Origin of the sequence: Corallococcus sp. AB018 (genome assembly GCF_003986945.1) — a bacterium.
Taxonomy (GTDB): Bacteria; Myxococcota; Myxococcia; order Myxococcales; family Myxococcaceae; genus Corallococcus; species Corallococcus exiguus.
Map to the genome: position 1 here is coordinate 1 of NZ_RAWR01000195.1, position 20,494 is coordinate 20,494.

A 20,494-nucleotide genomic window follows, 5' to 3' on the forward strand; every position below is an offset into this window, starting at 1 on the left:
CCCCACACCCCCGCCGCCTGCGCCAGGGGCGCGGACGCACTCGCCAGAGCCGGCAGCGCCGCGACGCACGCCCACACGAGCCCCACGTACAGCAGCATCGCCAGCAGCAGCGAGCCCACTGTCGCCATGGGCACCGTGCGCTCGGACGCGCGCACCTGTCCCGCGATGACCGGGACGATTTCGAAGCCCTGGTAGGCGAACATCACCGTCAGGCCCGCCTTCAGCCAGGACGCTCCCGTGGCGGGCAGCGGTGGCGGCACATCCCTGTCAGGCAGGAAGACGAACGCACCCAGCAGCACCGCCAGCGGCACGAGCTTCAGCACCGTGAGCGCCGTCCAGGTCCGTGCCGATACTCGAATGCCCGACGCCACCAGCGCCGCCAGGCCTGTCACCAGCGCGGAGGCCAGCAGCCGCTCGCCCATGGGCCCGCCCAGGCCCACCGATGGCGCCACCGCTCGCGCCAGGCCCGCCATCACCGCGGACGTGCTCAGGAAGGCGCTGACGTAGGCCACCCAGCCGACGAGGAACGACACGCGTTCGCCGAACGCCGCCCTCGCGAACACCACGGGCCCGCCATCCGAGTCGAACCGCCGGCCGAGCACCGCGAACGCGAACGCCACGGGCACCAGCGCCAGCCCCGTCAGCGCGAAGGCCCACACCGCGCCCAGACCGGGCGCCTGCGCAGCGACCTCCGCGGGTGCGAAGAAGATGCCGACGCCCACGATGCCGTTGACGCCCAGGGCCAGCAGTTGGAAGGGCCCGATGGTGCGCTCGGGCGCGACGCCGGAGGGAAGGGTGGACACGGCGTGGACTTCACTACACCCGCGCCCCGCGCACCATCGCCGTGCTCACGGATGGGCGAGCAGCACGCTCAGCGCCGCCATGCGCCCGGTCGCGGACTCCCGCTCCAGGGACTTTGGGATGGAGACGAACACGTCGTTCTCCCGCTGATCGCCGCAGGCGCGCGTGCCCCGGTAGTGCTTGCGGTCCCGCTCGATGATGAGGTTGTAGCCGCACGGCCCCACCGACCCCATCAGCGCGTCCGGGCTGAGCGTCAGCGACGAGGGCTCGCCCGCGAAGGTGCCCATCATCTCCACCACGTCCGGACGCTCGGCCACGGTGAGGTCCACGGGTTTCTCTCCCACCGTGCCCTCGATGCGCCGCTCCGACAGCTTCAGGTCCACGGGGCGCTGGAAGGCCTGGCCCTTCAGCGCGTTGTCCGACAACTGGAGCTTCAGGTCCGGACCCTGGAGGCCCTGCGCGTCGACGTTCGCACGCACGGTCGTCCGGGGCGTCCGCAGCTCCACGGTGTCGTTCTTCTTCGCCACGGCGGATCCGCCCGCGAGCAGGGCGGCAACGGTGAGGATGCGAGCGATTCTCATGCTCCAAAGCTGGGGCGTCGGGCCGCGCGTCACCAGGGCCATGCCCCGGCTGCTCGGCGGGCCGCACGTTCGTGATATCCGTGCCGCGTGTCCCGCACGCGCCTGCTGGCCCTCCTCGTCGCACTCGTCGCCATCGTGGTCGCCGTCTGGCAGCGCTCCCGAGCAGTCGAACGGCTGGGCCAGGACTTCGACGAGGCGGTCTACCTGCCCATCGCCTTCACCTACGCCGGGATGCTGGATGAGGGCCGCTGGGGCGACATCGGCGCGCTCCGGGAGAACTTCGAACACCCGCCGCTGGTGAAGCTGCTCTTCGCCGAAGCCGTGCGCGTGACGGACGCTCCGGAGCCGGACTGGCGGGACGTCCCCATGGGCCGGCCCATCCCGGACGCAGCTCGCCCCGCGTTCAACGTGACGCGAGGCCTGTCCGCGGTGGCCGGGGTGCTCCAGGTGGGGATCGTCGCCCTCGTGGACCCGTTGGGCGCGCTCCTGCTCGCGTGGGACCCGTACCACACGAAGTACACGTCCCAGGCGTACCTGGAGGCGGTGCCGGGGCTGCTCGCGGTGCTCGCGCTGCTCGCGTTCGAACGCGCCCGGCGAAGGGGCTTCGCGCCGGGATGGACGGCGGTGTCCGGCGCGCTGCTGGGGCTCGCCGCGGCGGGGAAGTATCCGTATGGCCTGGTGGGCGGGCTCACGTTCCTGCCGTTCCTGATATCGGGCGCGCGCACGCGGTGGCGCCCGTGGGCCGCCATCGTCGTGTCCACGGCGGCGGTGTTCATCCTGGTGAACCCTGCCCTGTGGGCGTCTCCGTTCGCGTCGCTGTGGGAGTCCATCACCTTCCACTGGAACTACTCCCACAACGAGCACGTGCGCCGCGCTGGGCTGCCCTGGTACCAGCCGCTCGTGTTCCTCACGGACACGTGGCTGTCGGGCTCCGACCCGGGCATCTACCTCACGCACTTCAACGCACGGGCGCTGTTGCCGCTGGCGGTGCTGGGCCTGCCCCGGACGTGGCGCGAGCGGCCCGTGTGGGCGGTGGCCGCCGTCGTGGGCCTGGTGTTCCTGCTGCTGTGGAACACCAAGTGGCCGCAGTACCTGCTGCTCGTCATCCCCGCGCTATGCGTCTGCGCGGGCCGGGGCGTGCGGACCGTGGCCAGCCTTGCCGTGTGGCTGTTCCGCAAGGTGCAGGGCTCGCGCGTCAGCGCAGGTGCGTGAAGACGCACGGGTCGGCGGGCAGGTCCATGTCGCAGGTGGGCATCAGGCACGTCACCTTCGCGCGGCGGGGCAGCGGCACCCAGCCCGAGCGCAACAACAGACACGCGGAAGTGCCGGGTCCGCGCAACATGCCCGCGAATGCCACGCCCCGGCGCTCCATGTCCTGCATGGCCACCTGGAGCAGCCGCTGCCGGTCCTCGGTGGACACGGAGGCGTGGAAGGCCATCAGGTCCACCACCTCCGCGGTGAGCTCTCCCACGCCCGTCATCAACAGGCTGTGCGAGCTCACCAGCCCGCGCACCTCGCCGTCCTGCTCCAGCACGAAGGTCCGGGGCACGTCGCGGTACTGGAGCTGGGCCGCCAGCTGCTCGGTCGTGTACGTGTATCCCAGCGTCACCGGGCGCAGCATGTCGTGGACCAGCGCCGTGCAGCGGTTCAGGTCCGCTGGCTGGTAGGGGCGAATGTCCTGACGGTCCGCCTCCCGGAAGCGGTGCCGCAGGAAGGGATGCGCCAGCGTGAACAGCCTCCGCTCGTTGTCCGTGAAGGACCAGCGGGCGAGCGCTCGCGCATCAAAGGCATACATCCACATCCCCAGGCCCCCGAAGAGGCGCGTGTTCCACGTGCGCCGCCAGAAGCCGGGCGGACGGGGCTCCGTGGTCGTGAAGCCCAGGGTGAGCCGCGCCGCCCGGTCCTGGTGCCGCCGGAGCAGTTCGTGCGCGAGCTTCGCGCCAATGCCCTGTCCTCGATGGGAGTTCGTGACGGTGGCCCGCAGTCCATAGCTGCCGTCCACTTCCACGCGTCCCAGGCGCAGCCTCGCGGGCTCCGCGAAGAGGGTGCCCACCAACGTCTTCCCCTCGTACGCCGCCAGCAGGTAGTCGCGTGGCGCCTGGCCGCCGCGGAACAGCCGCCAGTCGCAGAAGCGCGAGTCCCAGACGGGGAGCGGGGCTGTCTTGCCGTAGGTGGATTGCCAGACGCGGTTGAGGAACCAGGACGCCTCGGAGGCGTCACCTTCGAAGGTGCGCACCTCAATCATGGCCTGCCCTCCAGGACGGGATGCCAGAGCGCCCGAGGGTGGCGTGTCGCACGCATGCGCCATGAGCTTGCTTTCATGGCATGGAAGGTAGGGAGGGGGGCCGGGCTGGAAATCGGCCGCCGAGCCCGGCTCCTCCCTGGCTGTCATTGCCCCGTCAATGCGAGGCCTTCCTCGTGCGGTGGTCCACAGGCACCGCGCTGACAGGGCGGGGGAGTGTGCGGGGCTCGCCGTCCCGCGCGCGTCAGGGAGGGGTGAGCGCGAAGTCCGCGTACACCGCGCCGTGGTCGGAGCCGCCGTAGCCGCCGGTGGGCCCGCGGGCCACTCGGAAGGAGCCCGGCACATAGACGCCGCCCCCGTTGGGCGCGAGGTAGAGGTGGTCGATGGCCTGGCCCCTGCCGGAATAGAAATACGTCCAGGTCTCGTTGTCCGGCCGGTCCTTCGCGACGCGCAGCAGGGCCTGGTCCAGGGCGTTGATGGGCTCCGAGCCGGGGATGTCGTTGAGGTCTCCGCCGAGCACGATCATCGCGTCAGGGAACTCCCTCGCCGATGCGAGGAGGATCTCCCGCGCGGCATTGGCCTCCGCCATGCGGCGGCCCGGATCATCGTCCACCTTGGAGCGGAAGTGCGCCGCGAAGACGATGACCCGCGTCCCGTCCACGTCCACGTGGACCTCGAGCAGGTCGCGCGAGAAGCGGGTGGCGGAACCATCTGGCCTGTAGATGTATTGGCTCCGGTGGCTGCGCACTTCCGTGATGGCGTGGCGCGAGAGGACCGCCACGTCCACGGAGGCCTTGGTGTAGGTCTCCCCGAGGTGCGAGTGGGGGAACTGCGGGACCTTCTTCAGCAGCCCATCCAGCGAGTTCTGCGTTTCGACCTCTTCCAGCATCACGATGTCCGCGTTGAGCGCGGTGATGGCCGGGCCGAGCTGGCCCACCTGTGCCTCGAACTCCTCCGGCGTGGGCAGCTCCTCGTAGTTGGTGCCGCCGCAGGCGCCCGTGTCGCAGAGGGTGTCGAAGAGGCGATGCACGTTGAACGCCGCGATGCGCACGCGGGTGCCGGACGGATCCACCGGCGTTCCGCTGTCGGGCTGCGGGCAGTTGCCCTGGACGCAGGCTCCCGCGTCCGGAACCGGCAGGTTTTGGGAAGAGGAGCCGTCACAGCCCGCGAAGGCGAGCACCAGGCCCCACAGGGCCAGGGTCGAGCGGGGACGGAAGCGGAAGGGGAGCCGCGGCGGGGGTGACATCGGGGCGGCAACCTAACATCGGGCCTTCCCGGACGCCGCGCGGACCGGCCCGGAGTGTCCGTCGACGCGGCGCGGCTCGCGGCTTCGTCCAGGGCGCGGACTCCCGGTACCTGTGATGCGGACCCCGGGTGGGAAGGGCCCGTCGCTCCAGGCCCGGGCCGTGCCGACCGGCCACGGGAGGGGCGGCGCCGTTCGGCGTGGCTCCGCGACCGCTCGCCCCCGAGGCCCCCAGCCGTGCCGCCGGGCGTGAGCATCCTGGCGTTGTTCCGGGTGCTGTCGCGCCCGCGAGGTGCCGACGCCATGAACCCGTCCGTTCCCCTGTCTCCGCTTCCTCCTTCTCCCGCTCCCTCCGTCGCGGCCCCGGCCCGGCCCCTGCTGCCCTGGGTGCGCGCCCCTCGCCGGACGCTGGCGGCGTCGCTGACCGTGGGTGTGCTCGCGGAGGTCCTGCTCGAAAGGGCGCGCTGGGGCCTGGGCTTCCCGTTGCTGGTGGCGGTCCTGGTGGGCGCGCTCGCGTGGTTGGGCGGACGCGAAGGCTGGCAGCGCGCGCGGCCCAATGCGTGGCTGCTGGCGCCGCTGGGGCTGGTCAGCGTCTTCGTGGCGGTGCGGGACAGCTCCTGGCTCCTGCCGCTCAACGTGATGACCGCGGCCGTGCTCCTGATGATGCTGTCGCACTTCTGGGCCGCGGGTCGCGTGGCGCGGCTGGGGCTCACCGACTACATCGTTGTCTTCTTCGGTTCCGCCGCGCAGAGCCTGCTCTACCCGCCGGTGCTCGTCAGGGATAGCGTGGACATGCGGGGGCTCAAGACCCACTCGCGCCTCCTGGGTGCGCTGACGCGAGGCCTGCTGCTGGCGCTGCCGGTGCTGTTCGTGTTCGGGCTGCTGCTGGAATCCGCGGACGGCATCTTCTCCTCCACCATGCAGCGGCTCCTGTCGTTCGACATGGACCTGGGCACGCTGATGTCGCGCGGTATCGGCGTGGCGTTCGGCGCGAGCGTCGCGGCGGGCGTGCTGGGGCATGCGCTGCGCCGCCGCGCCACGAAGGAGCTGGGGGATGCGGAGGTGGCGTCCGCCACGCCGCGCCTGGGGCTCATCGAAGCGCTCACGCTCATCTTCGCCGTGAATGCGCTGTTCTTCGTCTTCGCGGCCTTCCAGGTGGCGTACCTGTTCGTCGGCGACGCGTCGTCGCCCGCTTCCGGCTACACCTTCGCGGAGTACGCGCGGCGCGGCTTCTTCGAGCTGGTGGTCGTCGCCTCGCTGACGCTGGCGCTGGTGATGGCCCTGACGCGCTGGACGCGGCGCGAGACGCGCGTGGCGCAGACGGTCTTCCGCGCGAGCACGTCGTTGATGGTGGTGCTGACGTTGATCATCCTCTCCTCGGCGATGCGGCGTCTTTCGCTGTACGAGGACGCGTTCGGCTATACGCTGCTGCGCGTGCACACGCACGTCTTCATGGTGGCGCTGGGCGCGGCGCTGGCCTGGCGCGCGGTGACGCTGTGGTGGAAGCCGGAGCGCTTCGCGGTGGGCGCGTTCGCCACGGCCCTGGGTTCGGTCCTCGTGCTCAACTTCCTCAACCCGGAGGCCTTCATCGTCCGCCACAACCTGGAGCGGTATGCGCGCACCGGTTCGTTGGACACCGAAATGTTCTACGACCTGTCCGCGGACGCCGTGCCGGGGCTGGTCCAGGTCGAAGCCACCATCGGGGTGGAGGAGTACCAGGGGCGGCTGGCGACCGTCCTGAAGGAGCAGCGGGAGCGGCTGGAGCAGGGGGACTCGGTCCCGGAGTGGAATGTCTCCCGCTTCCTCGCCCGCCGTGCCCTGCTGCGGACGGGGGCGTGGAGTGCGCCCGTGAATCCGTGAGGCACCCTGGCTAGATTCCGGCGCCATGAGCGAAGTCGCCGGACGCCGTGTTCCCTCCTTGCCCCCCATTCCCGCGGTGCTCATCGCCGTGGTGAGCGTGCAGGGGGGCGCCGCGCTCGCGAAGGGGCTCTTCCCCGTCCTGGGCGCGGTGGGGGCCGCGGGCCTGCGGCTGGTGCTGGCGTCGGTGATGCTGCTGGCCTTCTTCCGTCCGCCGCTGTCGCGCTACACGCGAGCGCAGTGGGCGGCCGTCGTTCCGTATGGCGTGGCGCTGGGCGTGATGAACCTCACGTACTACCTGGCCATCGCGCGCATCCCGCTGGGGCTCGCGGTGACGCTGGAGTTCGTGGGGCCCTTCGTGCTCGCGGTGGTGGGTTCGCGCAAGGCGTTGGACTTCGTGTGGGTGCTCTTCGCGGCGACGGGCATCGTGCTGATTACGCCCTGGACGGCGACCCCCGACGGGTTGGATCCGCTGGGCGTGGTGCTGGCGCTGACGGCGGGCGCGTGCTGGGCGCTCTACATCCTGGCGGGAGGAAGGCTGTCGCGCCGCGTGCCGGAAGGGCAGGGCGTGGCGGCGGGCATGGTGGTGGCCATGCTGACGGTGCTGCCCTTCATGCTGAGCGAGGGGCACCTGGAGCGGATGACGCCGGGACTCTTCGCCGCGGGCGTGGGCGTGGCGCTGTTGTCCAGCGCGCTGCCGTACACGCTGGAGATGCTGGCGCTGGGGCAGCTCTCCAGCCGCACCTTCGGCATCCTGATGAGCCTGGAGCCCGGGGTGGCCACGGTGGTGGGGTGGCTGTTCCTGCGCGAGCAGCTCACGCCCCTTCAATGGATGGCGGTCGGGCTGGTGAGCATCGCGTCCGCGGGAGCAACGCTGACGGCGAAGCGGCCTCCTCCGCCCGTGGAGGCGTGAGGGGATAGGGTTTCACGGTGCGGTGGTTCGGCGGGCGCAGTGGTGGGCGAATCGCTAACGCTGTTGCGCGACGATGAGTCCGCGGCGCGCATCGACGGCGTAGAGCCCTCCGGCATCCGTGGCTGTGTCGTTCGGGTCGCAGACTTCAGTGCGCGCGTAGATGCCGACCAGGACGATGCCGTCCGGCAGCTGCTCCACTGAGACCTGGTAGATGTCGCGACGGAAGAGGCACAGCTCGACCGGCGTGGCGTCCTTGGGTGGCTTGCGGTCCAGGGGGAGAAAGTCATCCATCGCGAGTTGGACGGCGGTCGCGATGTCCCCACTGAGGAGTGTTGTCCGGCCCTCCTGAAAGGGCAGGGCAGGGAAGACGAATTTCTGGGCCTCTTCGGGAGGCGCATGGGGTGGGCGCATCGAGCGCTGGAAGAGGGAGCACCCGCTCAACGCAACGAGTGACAGCACGAGGATTGACGCACGCCTCATCGGGAGTCCTCCGGCACGGGCTGAATGACGCCGTTCACCTTGTCCATGACGCGCCCGGTGAGCACCCCGCGGCGCCCGTCTCTCACGTAGACCTCCCCAGGGCGTTCCTGCTCAACCGCGATGGGGCGCCGCGTCTCCAGCGCAGCGGGCCAGGATGCATGGTAGCGACCCTCATGGGAGTAGATGACCCCGCAGTACTCCTGGCCATAGTCGCCACGCGGTGGCGCAGCGGCGGGCAACCCCATGAGCGGAGCGCACAGTTGGTCGATGATGGCATCCGCTTCGACGGAAGAGTCGATGACAGGCCATGGACCGCGGACCCATGGAATCTCGCGACCGTCGCGGACCTCAATCCCAAAGTACGTCCCGTAACCATCCCGGAGATACGAGTAGCCTCCGCACGCCGAGAGCAGCGTGAGTGCCGCCAGCCAGCGCAACGGCGCCATGCCTTCCCTGGTTCCCTCCGAGACGAATGGGCCGGGAGCGCTCGCGTCGTGCAAGAGGTAGCGGGAGTCTGGCATGGGATTGCATGCCATCTAGTACAAACGCCGCTGCCCCCTCCCGACGCCCATGCCCTGTTCCGCCAGGTGCTCAGCCATGGCACGCGGCGAGCGTTGCGTCCGCGGGAGCGACGCTGACGGCGGACATCAGGGCAGTGAATCCAGCGCCGCGAGCAGGCGCCCCACGTCCTCCGCCGTGTTGTAGTGGAGCAACGACGCGCGCACCGCTCCGTCAGGCATGAGCCCCAGTGCCTCCGCCGCCATCGTCGCGTAGTAGTGCCCCGCCGCGACGCCCACGCCCTGTTCCGCCAGGTGCTCGGCCACGGCGCGCGGCGACAGTCCGGTCACGTTGAAGCAGAAGGTGGCCACGCGCCCGGCGGATGTCTTCGGCCCGTAGAGCTGCACGCGCGGATGACGGGACAACTGCTCCAGCGCGGCCTCCAGCAGCGGCTGTTCCAGTTGCGTGATGCGCTGGAAGGCTCGCGTCAATCCCTCACGCCCCGGCTGGCCCCCGCCCAGCACGTCGCGCAGATAGCGCAGCGAGCCCAACCATCCGGCCCAGCCTTCGTGGTTCGCCGTGCCCGGCTCGAACTTCTGCGGACCGTCATCCGGCATGAACCACAGCTTGTCCGCCGGCAGCCCCGCGAGGAGCTCACGCCGCACGAACAGACAACCCAGGTGCGGACCGAAGACCTTGTACGGCGAGAACACCGCGAAGTCCGCGCCCCACGCGCGCACGTCCGGCAGGTGATGCGGACTGGAGTGCACCGCGTCCACGAACAGCCACGCGCCCACTCCGTGTGCCACCTCCGCCGCCGCGGCCACGTCCGGCGTCGCGCCCACGGAGTTCGCCGCCGCTGACAGCGCCACCAGCCGCGTGCGCGGCGTGACGAGCTTGCGCAGCTCGGAGGCCTCCAGCCGTCCCTCCGGCCAGCTCGCGCACCAGGTCTTCACCTTTACGCCCTGCGCCTCCAGCGCGCGCCATGGGGCCGCGTTGGATTCGTGCTCCAGTTCGGAGATGACCACCTCGTCTCCCGCCTGGAAGAGGCGGGAGACGGCACGGCCCACCTGGAAGGTGAGCGCGGTGGCGCTGGGCCCGAGCATCACCTCGTCGGGCCGGCAGTTCAGGAACTCCGCCGTCTCCTCGCGCGCCCGGGCCTTGAGCGCGGTGGCCACTCGGGAGGCGGGGTAGGGCTGTCCCACGTTGCAGCTGCCACCCGAGAGGAATTGATGGATGGCGTCGATGCAGTGCGTGGGCACCTGCGCCCCCGCCGCGTTGTCCAGGTAGCTGAAGCCGGACCGCAGGGCGGGGAAGTGCTCGGCGAAGGGGGAGGGCATGGGACGCGAAGCATAGCCCTCCGACCTTCAGGCGGAACTACGGCGTGCCGAAGTCCTGCGTCCAGTACGCGCGGTACGTGCTGGACGGCGCGTTGTAGTAGCCGATGCCCGACTGCTGCAGCGCCCCATTCATGATGTTGTTGCAGTGCCCGGTGCTGGCCATCCAGCCGTCCACCACCGCCTGCGCGGTGCCGTAGCCCGCGGCGATGTTCTCCGCCGCCGTCCGGTAGCTGTAGCCCGCGGACCCCATGCGCTGCCACGGCGTGGAGCCGTTGGAGCCCGTGTGGCTGAAGAAGTTGTTCGTGCCCATGTCCTTGGAGTGCTTGCGCGCCGCACAGCGAAGCTTGTCATTGGTCGTGAGCGCGCCCACCGCCGGCTTCACCACGCCGCCACAGGTGGCGCCCGCGGCTCGGCGCTGGTTGATGAGCGTGAGCACGTCCGCCTCGAACTTCACCCAGGCCGGGTCCCAGGTCGTCACGTCGTCGCAATACGCGGCGCTCGCACTCAGCCCGTTGCCGGCGACCTCCGTCTGGACCGGCGGCACCATGACGCCTTCACCCTGCGGCGTGGGCGCTTCCTCGCCTCCACAGCCGCCCAGCAGGGCAGCGGCGCTCAGCAACGTCAGACACAGCGAACGGGACGAGGGCTTCATGGACTGACCTTTCACCGGCGGTGGCCGGCAAGGGGGAAGGGGTTTGGCGAAATACATTCTTGTCGGTTATTCCTTGTTTACGCCATGGACTCTCCGTGCATTGTGATTGCCGTGTGAAAGGGCAGGGTTGTGTCCGCGGTGTTGGTGACGGAAAGTTCCTGCATCGTGAAGACGCCTTCCGCTGCGCCTGCCATTCGTTTCGTGGTGCTGGACACCAACGTGGTGCTGGACGTGTTCGTCTTTGATGACGTCTTCACGCGGCCGTTGGCCCAAGCGCTGCGCTCGGGCGCGCTGACGGCGTGGGCGGACCGGCACACGCTGAAGGAGCTGGAGCTGGTGCTCGCCTATCCCTCGTTCAAGCTGACGGCGGACGCGCAGCGGACGGTGCGCCACGCGTACGGCGCGCTCGTGCGCGTGGCGGACGGTGAAGGCTCACCGGTGGAGCTGCCGCCGTGCCGGGACCGGGATGATCAGAAGTTCCTGGAACTGACGGCACGCGCGGGGGCCTCGTGGCTGGTGAGCAAGGACCAGCGCGTGCTGTCCATGGGCGGTGGACGGCGGCTGCCCTTCGACGTGCTCTCGCCTCGCCGTGCCTCGCAGGTGCTCGAGGCGGAAGGCTTCGTACGGAGCGCTTGAAGCAGGCAGGCAGGAGTGCGCACGCGCAGTCAAAATCGCGCTCCGCGCTTGGTGACCCGGGCATCTCGGGTCATCCTCCGGCCCGGTGCGTTCCTCACTCCTGATCCTCCTGTTCTGCGCCGGCTGCGCCGCGCGTGTCGTCACCCCCGTCCCGGCGCCCGCTCCGGCCCCGGTCCAGGCCTCGCCCGCGACGCCGCCCGTGGAGACGCCGGCCGCGACGCCGCCCGCGCAGGCTCCGGCCGCGGCCGAGCCCCAGGCCCCCCCCACCGTGAGCGCGTCCGGTGCCCCCGTCGCGATGCCTTCCCCGGCGGAGGTCGCCGCCGTCGTCACCGACGCCGCCATGCGGGAGAACCCCTGCCCCGTGGACGCGGAGGACGAGGACGACGAGGCCACCGCGGCCACGGATGACGAAGGCGTGAGCGAGGAAGGCGAGATGCAGGCGCCGCTCGCGCCCGCCGCGCCCTCGGGGCCGCTGTACACCGCCGACCTGTCCGAGGAGGCGCTCACCGAGGCGTGGAAGAAGGACCCGGCCACGCTGGGCTCCATGTCCATCGGCTTCGTGGAGAGCGGCCGGCAGATCAACAGCGTGCGCGTGCCGGATGACAAGGATTGGCTCGTGGTGTCTCCGGACATTGCCTACGGCACTCAGGAGACGGTGGACTACGTCGCCGCCGCCATCCGCGCCGTGCGCGCGCAGTACCCGAACGTGCCCACGCTGCGCGTCAACCGCCTGTCCACCAAGGACGGCGGCTACCTGCGCCCGCACAAGAGCCACCAGAACGGTCGCGACGTCGACCTGGGCTTCTACTACCCGACCGCGGAGCCGGTGCGTGAGCGCGAGCGGGAGCGCTACATCGACGTGGCCATGAACTGGGCGCTGGTGCGCTCGCTGGTGGTGAACACCGACGTGCAGATGATCCTCGTGGACAAGCGCGTGATGAAGGTCCTGTACGACTACGCGCTGTCCATTGGCGAGGACAAGGTGTGGCTGGATTCGCTGTTCAACGCGGGCTTCAACTCGCTCATCAAGCACGCGCGCCGGCACCGCGACCACTTCCACGTGCGCTTCTTCAACGGACGCGCGCAGGAACTGGGCCGCCGGGTGGCGCCGCTGCTGGCGCTCCAGCCGGACCAGAACCTCATGATGTACAAGGTGCGCAACGGGGACACGCTGGGCGGCATTGCGATGCGTCACAACTCCAGCGTGGTGGCCATCAAGAAGGCCAACCGGATGCGCAACACGTTCCTGAGCATTGGCCGGCGGCTGGTGATTCCGCTGAAGGGCCCGTGCACGCACTGCCCCATCCCCCCGCCGGTGCAGCTGCCTCCGCGCCGGATGCCTCCCCAGGCGGAGGCCCCCGCTTTGGTGAACACGGAGCCCGCGGCTTCGGGCAAGCTGCCCAACCCGTGCACTCCCGCCGCGCCGGCACCGACGCCGGTGGCCGTTCCCACGGGTGTTCCCTCCGGTCTGTCGACCGGGCGCTGAAAGGCTTCTGCTTCCATGGCAACTCCGCACATCTCCGCGTCTCCCGGTGACTTCGCTGAAGTGATCCTCATGCCGGGCGACCCGCTCCGGGCGCGCTACATCTCCGAGCGCTTCCTGGAGAACGCGCGCTCGGTCACGTCGGTGCGCAACATGCTGGGCTTCACCGGCACCTTCCGGGGCAAGCGGCTGTCGGTGATGGGGCACGGCATGGGCGTGCCCTCCATCTCCATCTACGCGACGGAGCTGGTGAAGAACTACGGCGCGAAGGTGCTCATCCGCGTGGGCAGCTGCGGCGCGCTGCGCACGGATGTGAAGCTGCGCGACGTCATCGTGGCGATGGGCGCGGGCACGGACTCCAACGTGAACCGCATGCGCGTGATGGGGCACGACTTCCCGGCGGTGGCGGACTTCACGCTGGCCCGACGCGCGGTGGAGGCGGCGGAGAAGCGCAACAAGCCGGTGCGCGTGGGCAACGTCTTCACCTCGGATCTCTTCTACCACCCGCAGGAAGCGCTCAACGCGACGCTGGAGAAGATGGGCATCCTGGCGGTGGAGATGGAGATCGCCGGCCTGTACGGCGTGGCCGCGGAGTTCGGCGCGCGGGCGCTGTCCCTGCTCACCGTGTCGGACCACATCCGCACCGGCGAGCACCTGTCGCCGGAGGACCGTCAGACGACGTTCGACGAGATGATCGAACTGGCGTTGGACGTGGCCGCCTCCGAGGCGTGAGGACCTGAGCGCATGGCCTTGCCTCCCCGCAGGGGCCCGGGTTCCCCGCTGGCGCGCAAGGCCGCGCAGCGCACGCCGGGCCACCACTACAACGCGAGCTTCCTGAGCTCGGCGGACCGCACGGAGATATTGGCGTGGCTGGGGACGCTGCATCCGCTGTGGGAGGAGCGCTTTTCGAAGCACTTCCCACCGCCGGAAGGCCAGCAGCAGCGGCGGTTGCTCAGGCCGGTGTACTGGCTGGGCAACTGGCAGTTCGCGTGCCTGGACTACTACCGGCCCCCGAAGGGCGTGAAGGACCGCTGCGTGAAGGCGGAGCCGTTCCCGGCGGTGCTGGAGCGGCAGATTGAGAAGGTGGAGGCGCTGGCGCGGCGGATGTTCCGGGGCCCGGACATGCCGCAGGGCTGGCACCTCAACACGTGCCTGGTGAACTTCTACGGCAACCGGTTGGAGGACGGGCGCTGGGTGGACACCGCGCGCGTGGGCGAGCACAAGGACTTCGAGCCCGGCCCGGTGGCGTCGCTGTCGTTGGGCGAGCGCGCGCTCATCCAGTTCGTCACGTCCACGCGGCCCGGCGAGCGGGACGCGGTGGTGCTGGAGCAGTGGCTGGATGACGGAGCGCTGCAGCTCTTTGGCGGGGCGCAGTGGAAGGAGCAGACGTTCCACCGGGTGCAGCGGGTGGACACGCGCGCGGGGCACGTGATGCCGCCGGAGCTGCCGGACTTCCGCACGCGGCGCATCAACCTGACGTTCCGCTACGTGCCGGACGCGCACGTGACGCCGTTCGCGGCGCTGAGCCCGGAGGCCCGCGAGGACGTGCGCCCGTACATGGAGACGCTCGCGAAGGGCAGCCGGTTCTTCCGTGAGGAACTGGCGCGCGAACAGCCGCCGACAAAGGCGGAGTAGGGCGCGGCACCCTCCGGCCGGCGCGGTTCAAAACCTGTCCGACAGTCGGACAGGTTTCCGCGGTCCGGCTGGCGCCGGGGCCGACCTCGCGTCCTCCAAACTTGTCCGACAGTCGGCCAGGTTTCCGCGGTCCGGCTGGCGCCGGAACTCTCGACCACGGCGGGTGACGCGGCTGGCCTCTCGGTCGTCCAAACCTGTCCGACAGTCGGACAGGTTTTCACGGTGCGCTGGCGGCGGGGAGGCCTGGTAGGGCGCTCCCCTGACCGAAGGCTAGGAGGAGCCTGTCTCGGGGTTCGAGGACGAGGCCGCGGGCGGACGGCCCACGTAGCTCACCTGGGGCGCGGAACCCCGGGACGAACGTCCCGCGCCGCGCTCCGGGCCCTGACGGGGCATCCGAGGACCGTTGTTGGGCAGGTTGCCACGCGCCTCGCGGGGACCCGAGCCCGGGCCCCGGCCAGTCTGGCGCGGCTCGCCGTTCTGCTGCGGGTCGCCGCCCTGGAAGGAACCGTTGTTGCGCGGCGGCCGTCCGTTCATGCGCGACTGCGCTCCCGGACCCTCCTGGCGCGGCTCGCCGTTCTGCTGCGGACGACCATTCGCGCGCCACTCGTTGCGCGGCGGCCGGCCGTTGCCGTTCGGCTGTTGCGCCTGACCGTTCACCGCAGCCTCGCCGCCGTGCGGCTGGCCGTTCACAGCAGCCTCGCCGCTATCCGGCTGACCGTTCTGGCGCGACGGACCCTTCAGGCCCGACTCACCGCCACGAGACCTGCCATTCATGCGCGGAGGCCGGCCGTTCTGCTGCGACGCCTGACCGTTCTCGCCAATCGGCTGGCCGTTCATGCGCGGCTGCCGGCCGTTCTGCTGCGGTGCCTGGCCGTTCTCACCAGCTGGCTGCCCATTCATGCGCGGCTGTCGGCCGTTCTGCTGCGGTGCCTGGCCGTTCTCACCAACTGGCTGCCCGTTCATGCGCGGCGGCCGGCTGTTCTGCTGTGGCGCCTGACCGTTCTCACCAGCTGGCTGCCCGTTCATGCGCGGCTGTCGGCCGTTCTCTCCGGACGACTGCCTGTTCATGCGCGGCGGCCGGCTGTTCTGCTGTGGCGCCTGGCCGTTCTCGCCAGACGGCTGCCCGTTCATGCGCGGGGGCCGGCTGTTCTGCTGTGGCGCCTGACCGTTCTCGCCAGCTGGCTGCCCGTTCATGCGCGGCGGCCGGCTGTTCTGTTGCGGTGCCTGACCGTTCTCGGCAGACGGCTGGCCATTCATGCGCGGGGGCCGGCTGTTCTGCTGCGACGCCTGAGCGTTCTCGCCAGACGGCTGGCCGTTCATGCGCGCCTCGCCGTTGGGCGAGCGCGGCGGACGTCCATCGCGGCGCGGCTCGTTGCGCGGATTGCCGTTGCGCGGCCCTCCCTGCTGCGGCCGGCCGTTCACGCGCGCATCGCCCTGCGCCGCCGGAGCATTCGCAGCCTGCGCCACCGGGGCATTCGCGCCCTGCGCCGGAGCGCCGTTGCGCGGCCCTCCCTGCTGCTGACGCCCGTTGTTGCCGTTGGGCCGGTTGTTGCCACCGCCCTGCGCCGGACGCGCTCCCGCGTTCTGCTGCGGCCCACCGTTCCCGGGCCTCGGCGCATTGCCGGTACGCGGCGGCGGCTTGCCACCAAACCCACCGCGCCGACGCCCATCGCGCGGGCTCGCCGTGACGATGGGACGCCCACGCTCGCCGCCACCCTGGCGCAGCACCAGCGCCTCCAGCGCGCGCAGCTCCGCCTCTTCCTCGCTGAGCCCTTCCTCCACGGCCGCCACGGGCGCCGGAGGGACCTCGTTGCGCCGGGCCTCCTCCTGCTGGAGGAACCGCTCCTGCCGGGAGGACTGACGGCCCGCGCCTCCCTGCCGGCGCGGCGCCTCGCGGAACGCGCCCGACGGCACGTACTCCGGCGTCAGTTCGCGCCGCACATACGCGTTCCAGATTTCGCCCGTGTCACCCGCGCGACCCCCCAGCCGGGACGAAAAGCCCGCCAGGAACTCCCGCACGTTGTCCAGGTCGCGGCGGAAGTAGAACTCCGCCTGGCTGTTGCGCGCCGCCGCCACCGTCTGCGGAAAGTCGATGATGGTCGGGCCGGACCCGCTCATCAGGATGTTGTAGGGCGACAGGTCCCCATGAATGAGGTCCGCGCACAGGGTGCGAACCACCTGGGCGCGCAGGTCCAGGTAGAGGGCCTCGGCCTCCTCGGGCGTCTGGGGCGGAGCCTCCACCAGCCGGGGCGCGGGCTGTCCTTCCGCGTCCCGCACCAGCTCCATGAGGAGGATGCCCTCGTAGAACAGCACCGGCGTGGGCACGCGCACGCCTTGTGCGTGCAGCTTGTAGAGCGAGTCCGCTTCCGCGTTCTTCCACGCCTCTTCCGCGGCGGCCTGCCCGAAGCGGCTGCCCTTCTCCATGGCGCGGCGCGTGCGCGAGTTGCGCACCTCGCGGCCTTCCTTGTAGCCGGAGTTGTTGCGGAAGTTGCGCTCGTGGCGCTCCTTGTACAGCTTCGCTGCGACAACCTGGCCGGCGTGCTGGACGAGCCACACCTCCGCCTCCTTCCCCGTCTTCAGCTGGCCGATGACGGCGTCGATGATGCCGTCGGCGAGGAGGGTCTCGAGGGAGTCATTCATTCTTAAGCAAAAGGCCGGAACGGCACGGGGCGGGTAGCAACAGTCGATGCGCACACCGGCGGCCCCTGCTCGCCATGATGCACGTTGGAGATGAGAACACCGGGCCGGCCCTGGTTTCCATCGCCGTTACGCTGAACGTCAGCCAGAAAGCCCACGTACCGCTTGCTAGCAGCTTGGGAAGCAGGGGGCCAGGGGTGCCCCCGTGCCTGTAGCCTGTTCTCCGCCCACCCCTGCCCAGGGACCGGATTGACGTCCGCCCGGCGTCAAACCGTTTTCACGAAAGGAGCATTCCGCCCATGAAGGTCCTGCTCGCGTGGGGTGTCCTGTTGGCCTCGCTGTGCGCCCACGCGGAAGACCGGGTCGCGGCGGCCCGCAAGCGCCAGACGGCCAGCCTCGTCCAAACGTTCAAGGAGGCGGGGCTGTCCTGGCCGCCGGAGGAGCTCTACCTGCGGGCCTTCAAGGTCGAGCGGGAGCTGGAGGTCTGGGCGGGCAAGCCGGGCCAGCCGCTGGTGAAGGTGCGCACCTTCCCCGTCTGCGCGGCCTCCGGCGACGTAGGCCCCAAGCGGGCCCAGGGCGACCTGCAAGTGCCTGAGGGCTTCTACACGGTGGACCTCTTCAACCCGAAGAGCGCGTACCACCTGTCCATGCGGGTGAGCTACCCGAACGCGCTGGACCGCAAGCAGGGCGCCGCGAAGCCCGGGGGCGACATCTACATCCACGGGGACTGCGTGAGCATCGGCTGCCTGGCCATCGAGGACGGCCCCATCGAGGAGCTGTACGTGATGGTGTCCGAAGCCCGCGCGAGCATGCGCCGCGACGTGCCGGTGCACGTGTTCCCCCGGCGGCTGGACGCGGCGGGGCTCGCGGCGCTGGAGGCCCTCTCCGGTGTCACCGACGCGCGGAAGGCCTTCTGGCGCGGCCTGGAGCCGGGCTACCGCCTCTTCGAGGAGTCCCGGCGTCCACCGAAAGTGAAGGTGGATGACTCCGCGTCCGCCTACGTGGTGTCGCCGGCTCCGCGCGCCCGGGCGCGCTGAGGAGTTGGTAGAACCCTGGGCATGGGAGGGCCGTGCCGCCGGGGCCGGCCTCAGGGGGAGTGCACGCACATGAAGTCATCTGTCCCGCTTCAGGAGGCCGGAACCGCCGGGGGCGCACGCGCGCTCGTCTCCCTCACGACGACGGAGCTGGCGGCCGCCCTGCGCGAGCGTCACGTCACCGCGGTGGAGGTGCTGGACGCCTTCCTCGCCCGCGCGCGAGCGCACAACCCCGCGCTCAACGCCGTCGTGACGTGGGACGAGGCACAGGCCCGGAAGCGGGCGGAAGAGGCGGACGCGGCGCTTGCCCGGGGCGAGCCGTGGGGCCCGCTGCACGGCGTGCCCTTCACGGTGAAGGACGCGTTCAGCACCGGGGGCCTGCGCACGACGTCCGCCCACCCGGCCCTCGCGGAGTACGTGCCCGCGCACGACTCGACCGTGGTGGCCCGGCTCAAGGCGGCGGGGGCCATCCTCTTCGGCAAGACGAACCTGCCGCCGTTCGCGGGGGACTTCCAGACGGACGGGCCGCTCTGGGGCCGGACGAACAACCCGCATGACCTGGGGCACACGCCGGGCGGCTCCAGCGGTGGCGCTGCGGCGGCGGTGGCGGCGGGGCTCACGCCGTTCGAGGTGGGCAGCGACATTGGCGGCTCCATCCGGCAGCCGGCGGCCTACTGCGGCATCGTGGGCCTCAAGCCCACGGAGCACCGCGTCTCCACCTTCGGCCACATCCCGGACCCGCCGGACGGGCCGCGCCACGTGCGCCACATGGCGTGCGCGGGGCCGCTGGCGCGCTCGGTGGCGGACGTGCGGCTCATCCTGTCCGTCATCGAGGGCGCGGATCCGCGCGCCCCGGAGGTGCCGCCCGTCGCGCCGGTGGGCGCCGCGAAGCCCCGGGCGCTGAAGGGCCTGCGGCTGGCGTGGGCGGACACGCTGGGGCCCTTCCAGGCCGACCGCGAGACGCGTGAGCTGTTCCAGCGCTTCACCGCCGCCGCCCGCGCGGAGGGCGTCGTGGTGGAGCAGGCCGTGCCCCCGGGGCAGGACTTCACGGACCTGGTGGAGGTGTGGGGGCTGACGGAGGGCGCCGAGGTGGGCGCGCCCCTGCCTCCGCCCGTGCGCGAGGGCTACCAGCAGCAGTTCCTCCCCTTCGAGCGGGACCTGCTGGCGAAGGCCATCGTGCAGGGCACGCGCGTGGACATGACGGGCTACGGCGCGGCGCTCAGCCGGCGGGACGTGCACATCGGCCTGTTGGAGGACTTCCTGTCCGGCTGGGACGCGTGGCTCGTGCCGGTGGCGCTGACGGCCGCGCCGCCGCACATGCCGTTCGGGGCGCCGTTGGACGTGGACGGCGTGCCTCGCGACTACCTGGAGGCCTTTGGCGGATTCACCTGCCTGTTCAACGCGACGGGGAGCCCTGTCGTGGTCTTCCCGCTGGGGCTCACCTCGGCGGGCCTGCCGGTGGGGGCGCAGCTGGTGGGGCGGCGGTGGACGGACGGGGCGCTGCTCGACGTGGCGGAGGCGCTCCTGCCCCTGGGCGGAGGCGTGCGGTGGCCCGCGGCGTTCACGCCCTGAGTCAGTAGACGCGCAGCAGGCGCGAACGGCATTCGAAGTGCGGGTTGCGCACGTCGATGACGTAGACCTCGCCGGTGGTCTCATCGAAGTTGCCGGCGAGCAGTCCCGCGGCGGTCAGGGCGGCGAGGTAGATGTTGTCCGCGCCCTTCTTCATCTCGCTGACCTTGCGCACGTAGACGACGCGGCCCTCCACGGCCCAGACGCTGCGGATGCCGTCCGTGTGCACGCCCATCGCGTCCGGGGGCGGAGCGGCGGACTTCCCCAGCGCGGGCGGGACGGCCTGGAGCACGTAGTCGTCGTAGGCGCGGTTGCCGCTGCGGCTGATGAGCTTCACCTCGCGCAGCAGGCCGTCCGGGCCCTGGAGCAGCTCCAGCGTGACGGTGAGCTTCGTGGTGCTGACGCCGTGGGCGAAGTCCTGGAGCTCCTCGCCCGCCTGGGAGAGGCCGCGCAGGCGGTTGTAGCCGGGCTCGTCGCGGGCGCGCTTCGCGAGGAGCTCGCCCGGCTTGGGGGGCTTGCGAGGCCCGGGCATGCTCCCGGGGGAGCCGGTGGCGCCGAACTGCCGGGCCTTCTCCGCGTAGGAGTACATCAGCTGCTTGGGGAAGCTGGGCATGTCGAAGAGGGGCGGGGCGTCCATCTGCTTCTCCAGCTGGGCGCGCAGCTGGCCGAAGTAGGGATGGATGCGGCCGGTGTCCACGCGGTCGCGCGCGCGGCGTTCGTCGACGATGCCCTGCACGCGCTCCGACACGCGCGCGTGTTCCTCGGCGGCGAGGGATTCGGCGGACAGGCTCGGGTCGCCGGGGCGCAGCGTGCGGCCTCCGCCCCGGGAGTTCTCCGGCGTCGTGATGATGACCCCCGTGCTCGAGCCGGGGGAGGGGAGCAGGTTCGGGGGA

At 70.9% G+C, this 20,494-nt stretch carries 19 protein-coding genes; 9 read left to right on the forward strand and 10 right to left on the reverse strand.

Annotated elements, in window-relative coordinates:
• Positions 1 to 764, reverse strand: a 764-nt coding sequence (locus tag D7Y11_RS32475; protein WP_126935626.1) for an APC family permease, incomplete at its 3' end; no start/stop codon positions are given.
• 84 nt (positions 765 to 848) lie between these two features.
• The gene (locus D7Y11_RS32480) at positions 849 to 1,382 is read right to left on the reverse strand and encodes a hypothetical protein (protein ID WP_126935615.1); all 534 of its coding nucleotides are present in this window, start codon (positions 1,380 to 1,382) and stop codon (positions 849 to 851) included.
• A gap of 87 nt (positions 1,383 to 1,469) precedes the next feature.
• On the opposite strand from D7Y11_RS32480, the gene D7Y11_RS32485 reads away from it, so the two are divergent.
• Entirely contained in the window at positions 1,470 to 2,594 is a 1,125-nt protein-coding gene (locus D7Y11_RS32485; RefSeq protein WP_121754792.1) for a hypothetical protein, read from the forward strand.
• On the opposite strand, the gene D7Y11_RS32490 is transcribed toward D7Y11_RS32485, so the two are convergent.
• Positions 2,578 to 3,627, reverse strand: a complete 1,050-nt coding sequence (locus D7Y11_RS32490; RefSeq protein WP_120580883.1) for a GNAT family N-acetyltransferase — start codon at positions 3,625 to 3,627, stop codon at positions 2,578 to 2,580. The genes D7Y11_RS32485 and D7Y11_RS32490 overlap by 17 nt on opposite strands.
• 241 nt (positions 3,628 to 3,868) lie before the next feature.
• Entirely contained in the window at positions 3,869 to 4,870 is a 1,002-nt protein-coding gene (locus D7Y11_RS32495) for an endonuclease/exonuclease/phosphatase family protein (protein WP_120580882.1), read from the reverse strand.
• Between the two features lie 300 nt (positions 4,871 to 5,170).
• Here D7Y11_RS32495 and D7Y11_RS32500 point away from each other — a divergent pair, with 300 nt between their 5' ends.
• Positions 5,171 to 6,727 (forward strand): DUF4153 domain-containing protein, encoded by a 1,557-nt coding sequence (locus D7Y11_RS32500; RefSeq protein ID WP_126935616.1) that lies wholly within the window; start codon positions 5,171 to 5,173, stop codon positions 6,725 to 6,727.
• Positions 6,728 to 6,752: 25 nt separating this feature from the next.
• The gene (locus D7Y11_RS32505; protein ID WP_126935617.1) at positions 6,753 to 7,637 is read left to right on the forward strand and encodes a DMT family transporter; all 885 of its coding nucleotides are present in this window, start codon (positions 6,753 to 6,755) and stop codon (positions 7,635 to 7,637) included.
• Between the two features lie 54 nt (positions 7,638 to 7,691).
• Here D7Y11_RS32505 and D7Y11_RS32510 read toward each other — a convergent pair whose 3' ends face one another.
• The 4 genes from D7Y11_RS32510 to D7Y11_RS32525 all read right to left on the reverse strand — a co-directional run bounded on the left by D7Y11_RS32510 (position 7,692) and on the right by D7Y11_RS32525 (position 10,607).
• Positions 7,692 to 8,117, reverse strand: a complete 426-nt coding sequence (locus tag D7Y11_RS32510) for a hypothetical protein (RefSeq protein WP_126935618.1) — start codon at positions 8,115 to 8,117, stop codon at positions 7,692 to 7,694.
• On the reverse strand, positions 8,114 to 8,563 hold the full coding sequence (locus D7Y11_RS32515; protein WP_126935619.1) for a hypothetical protein: 450 nt from the start codon (positions 8,561 to 8,563) through the stop codon (positions 8,114 to 8,116). Before D7Y11_RS32515 ends, D7Y11_RS32510 begins: the two co-directional genes overlap by 4 nt.
• A 201-nt stretch (positions 8,564 to 8,764) precedes the next feature.
• Complete coding sequence (locus D7Y11_RS32520; RefSeq protein WP_126935620.1) at positions 8,765 to 9,955, reverse strand: cysteine desulfurase-like protein; 1,191 nt, start codon at positions 9,953 to 9,955, stop codon at positions 8,765 to 8,767.
• Between the two features lie 37 nt (positions 9,956 to 9,992).
• Entirely contained in the window at positions 9,993 to 10,607 is a 615-nt protein-coding gene (locus tag D7Y11_RS32525; protein WP_121777075.1) for a CAP domain-containing protein, read from the reverse strand.
• 165 nt (positions 10,608 to 10,772) lie between these two features.
• On the opposite strand from D7Y11_RS32525, the gene D7Y11_RS32530 reads away from it, so the two are divergent.
• The 4 genes from D7Y11_RS32530 (at position 10,773) to D7Y11_RS32545 (ending at position 14,361) form a co-directional block, all read left to right on the forward strand.
• Positions 10,773 to 11,243 carry a putative toxin-antitoxin system toxin component, PIN family gene (locus D7Y11_RS32530; protein WP_126935621.1) on the forward strand — a complete coding sequence of 157 codons (471 nt, stop codon included), beginning with the start codon at positions 10,773 to 10,775 and terminating at the stop codon, positions 11,241 to 11,243.
• Positions 11,244 to 11,328: 85 nt separating this feature from the next.
• On the forward strand, positions 11,329 to 12,729 hold the full coding sequence (locus tag D7Y11_RS32535; protein WP_120581546.1) for a LysM peptidoglycan-binding domain-containing protein: 1,401 nt from the start codon (positions 11,329 to 11,331) through the stop codon (positions 12,727 to 12,729).
• Positions 12,730 to 12,744: 15 nt separating this feature from the next.
• Complete coding sequence (gene deoD / locus D7Y11_RS32540) at positions 12,745 to 13,458, forward strand: purine-nucleoside phosphorylase (protein WP_121754782.1); 714 nt, start codon at positions 12,745 to 12,747, stop codon at positions 13,456 to 13,458.
• 12 nt (positions 13,459 to 13,470) lie between these two features.
• Positions 13,471 to 14,361 (forward strand): alpha-ketoglutarate-dependent dioxygenase AlkB, encoded by an 891-nt coding sequence (locus D7Y11_RS32545; protein WP_126935622.1) that lies wholly within the window; start codon positions 13,471 to 13,473, stop codon positions 14,359 to 14,361.
• A gap of 270 nt (positions 14,362 to 14,631) precedes the next feature.
• Here the strand turns inward: D7Y11_RS32545 and D7Y11_RS32550 are convergent, their stop codons facing one another.
• The gene (locus D7Y11_RS32550) at positions 14,632 to 17,001 is read right to left on the reverse strand and encodes an RIO1 family regulatory kinase/ATPase (RefSeq protein ID WP_126935623.1); all 2,370 of its coding nucleotides are present in this window, start codon (positions 16,999 to 17,001) and stop codon (positions 14,632 to 14,634) included.
• A gap of 296 nt (positions 17,002 to 17,297) precedes the next feature.
• Between D7Y11_RS32550 and D7Y11_RS32555 the strand changes: the two genes are divergently transcribed.
• Both D7Y11_RS32555 and D7Y11_RS32560 read left to right on the forward strand, forming a co-directional pair.
• Positions 17,298 to 18,035, forward strand: a complete 738-nt coding sequence (locus D7Y11_RS32555; protein WP_126935624.1) for a murein L,D-transpeptidase family protein — start codon at positions 17,298 to 17,300, stop codon at positions 18,033 to 18,035.
• A gap of 69 nt (positions 18,036 to 18,104) precedes the next feature.
• Positions 18,105 to 19,604, forward strand: a complete 1,500-nt coding sequence (locus D7Y11_RS32560) for an amidase (protein WP_158642029.1) — start codon at positions 18,105 to 18,107, stop codon at positions 19,602 to 19,604.
• A gap of 1 nt (position 19,605) precedes the next feature.
• On the opposite strand, the gene D7Y11_RS32565 is transcribed toward D7Y11_RS32560, so the two are convergent.
• The coding region (locus D7Y11_RS32565; RefSeq protein ID WP_233607449.1) for a TonB C-terminal domain-containing protein at positions 19,606 to 20,494 on the reverse strand (889 nt) is incomplete at its 5' end.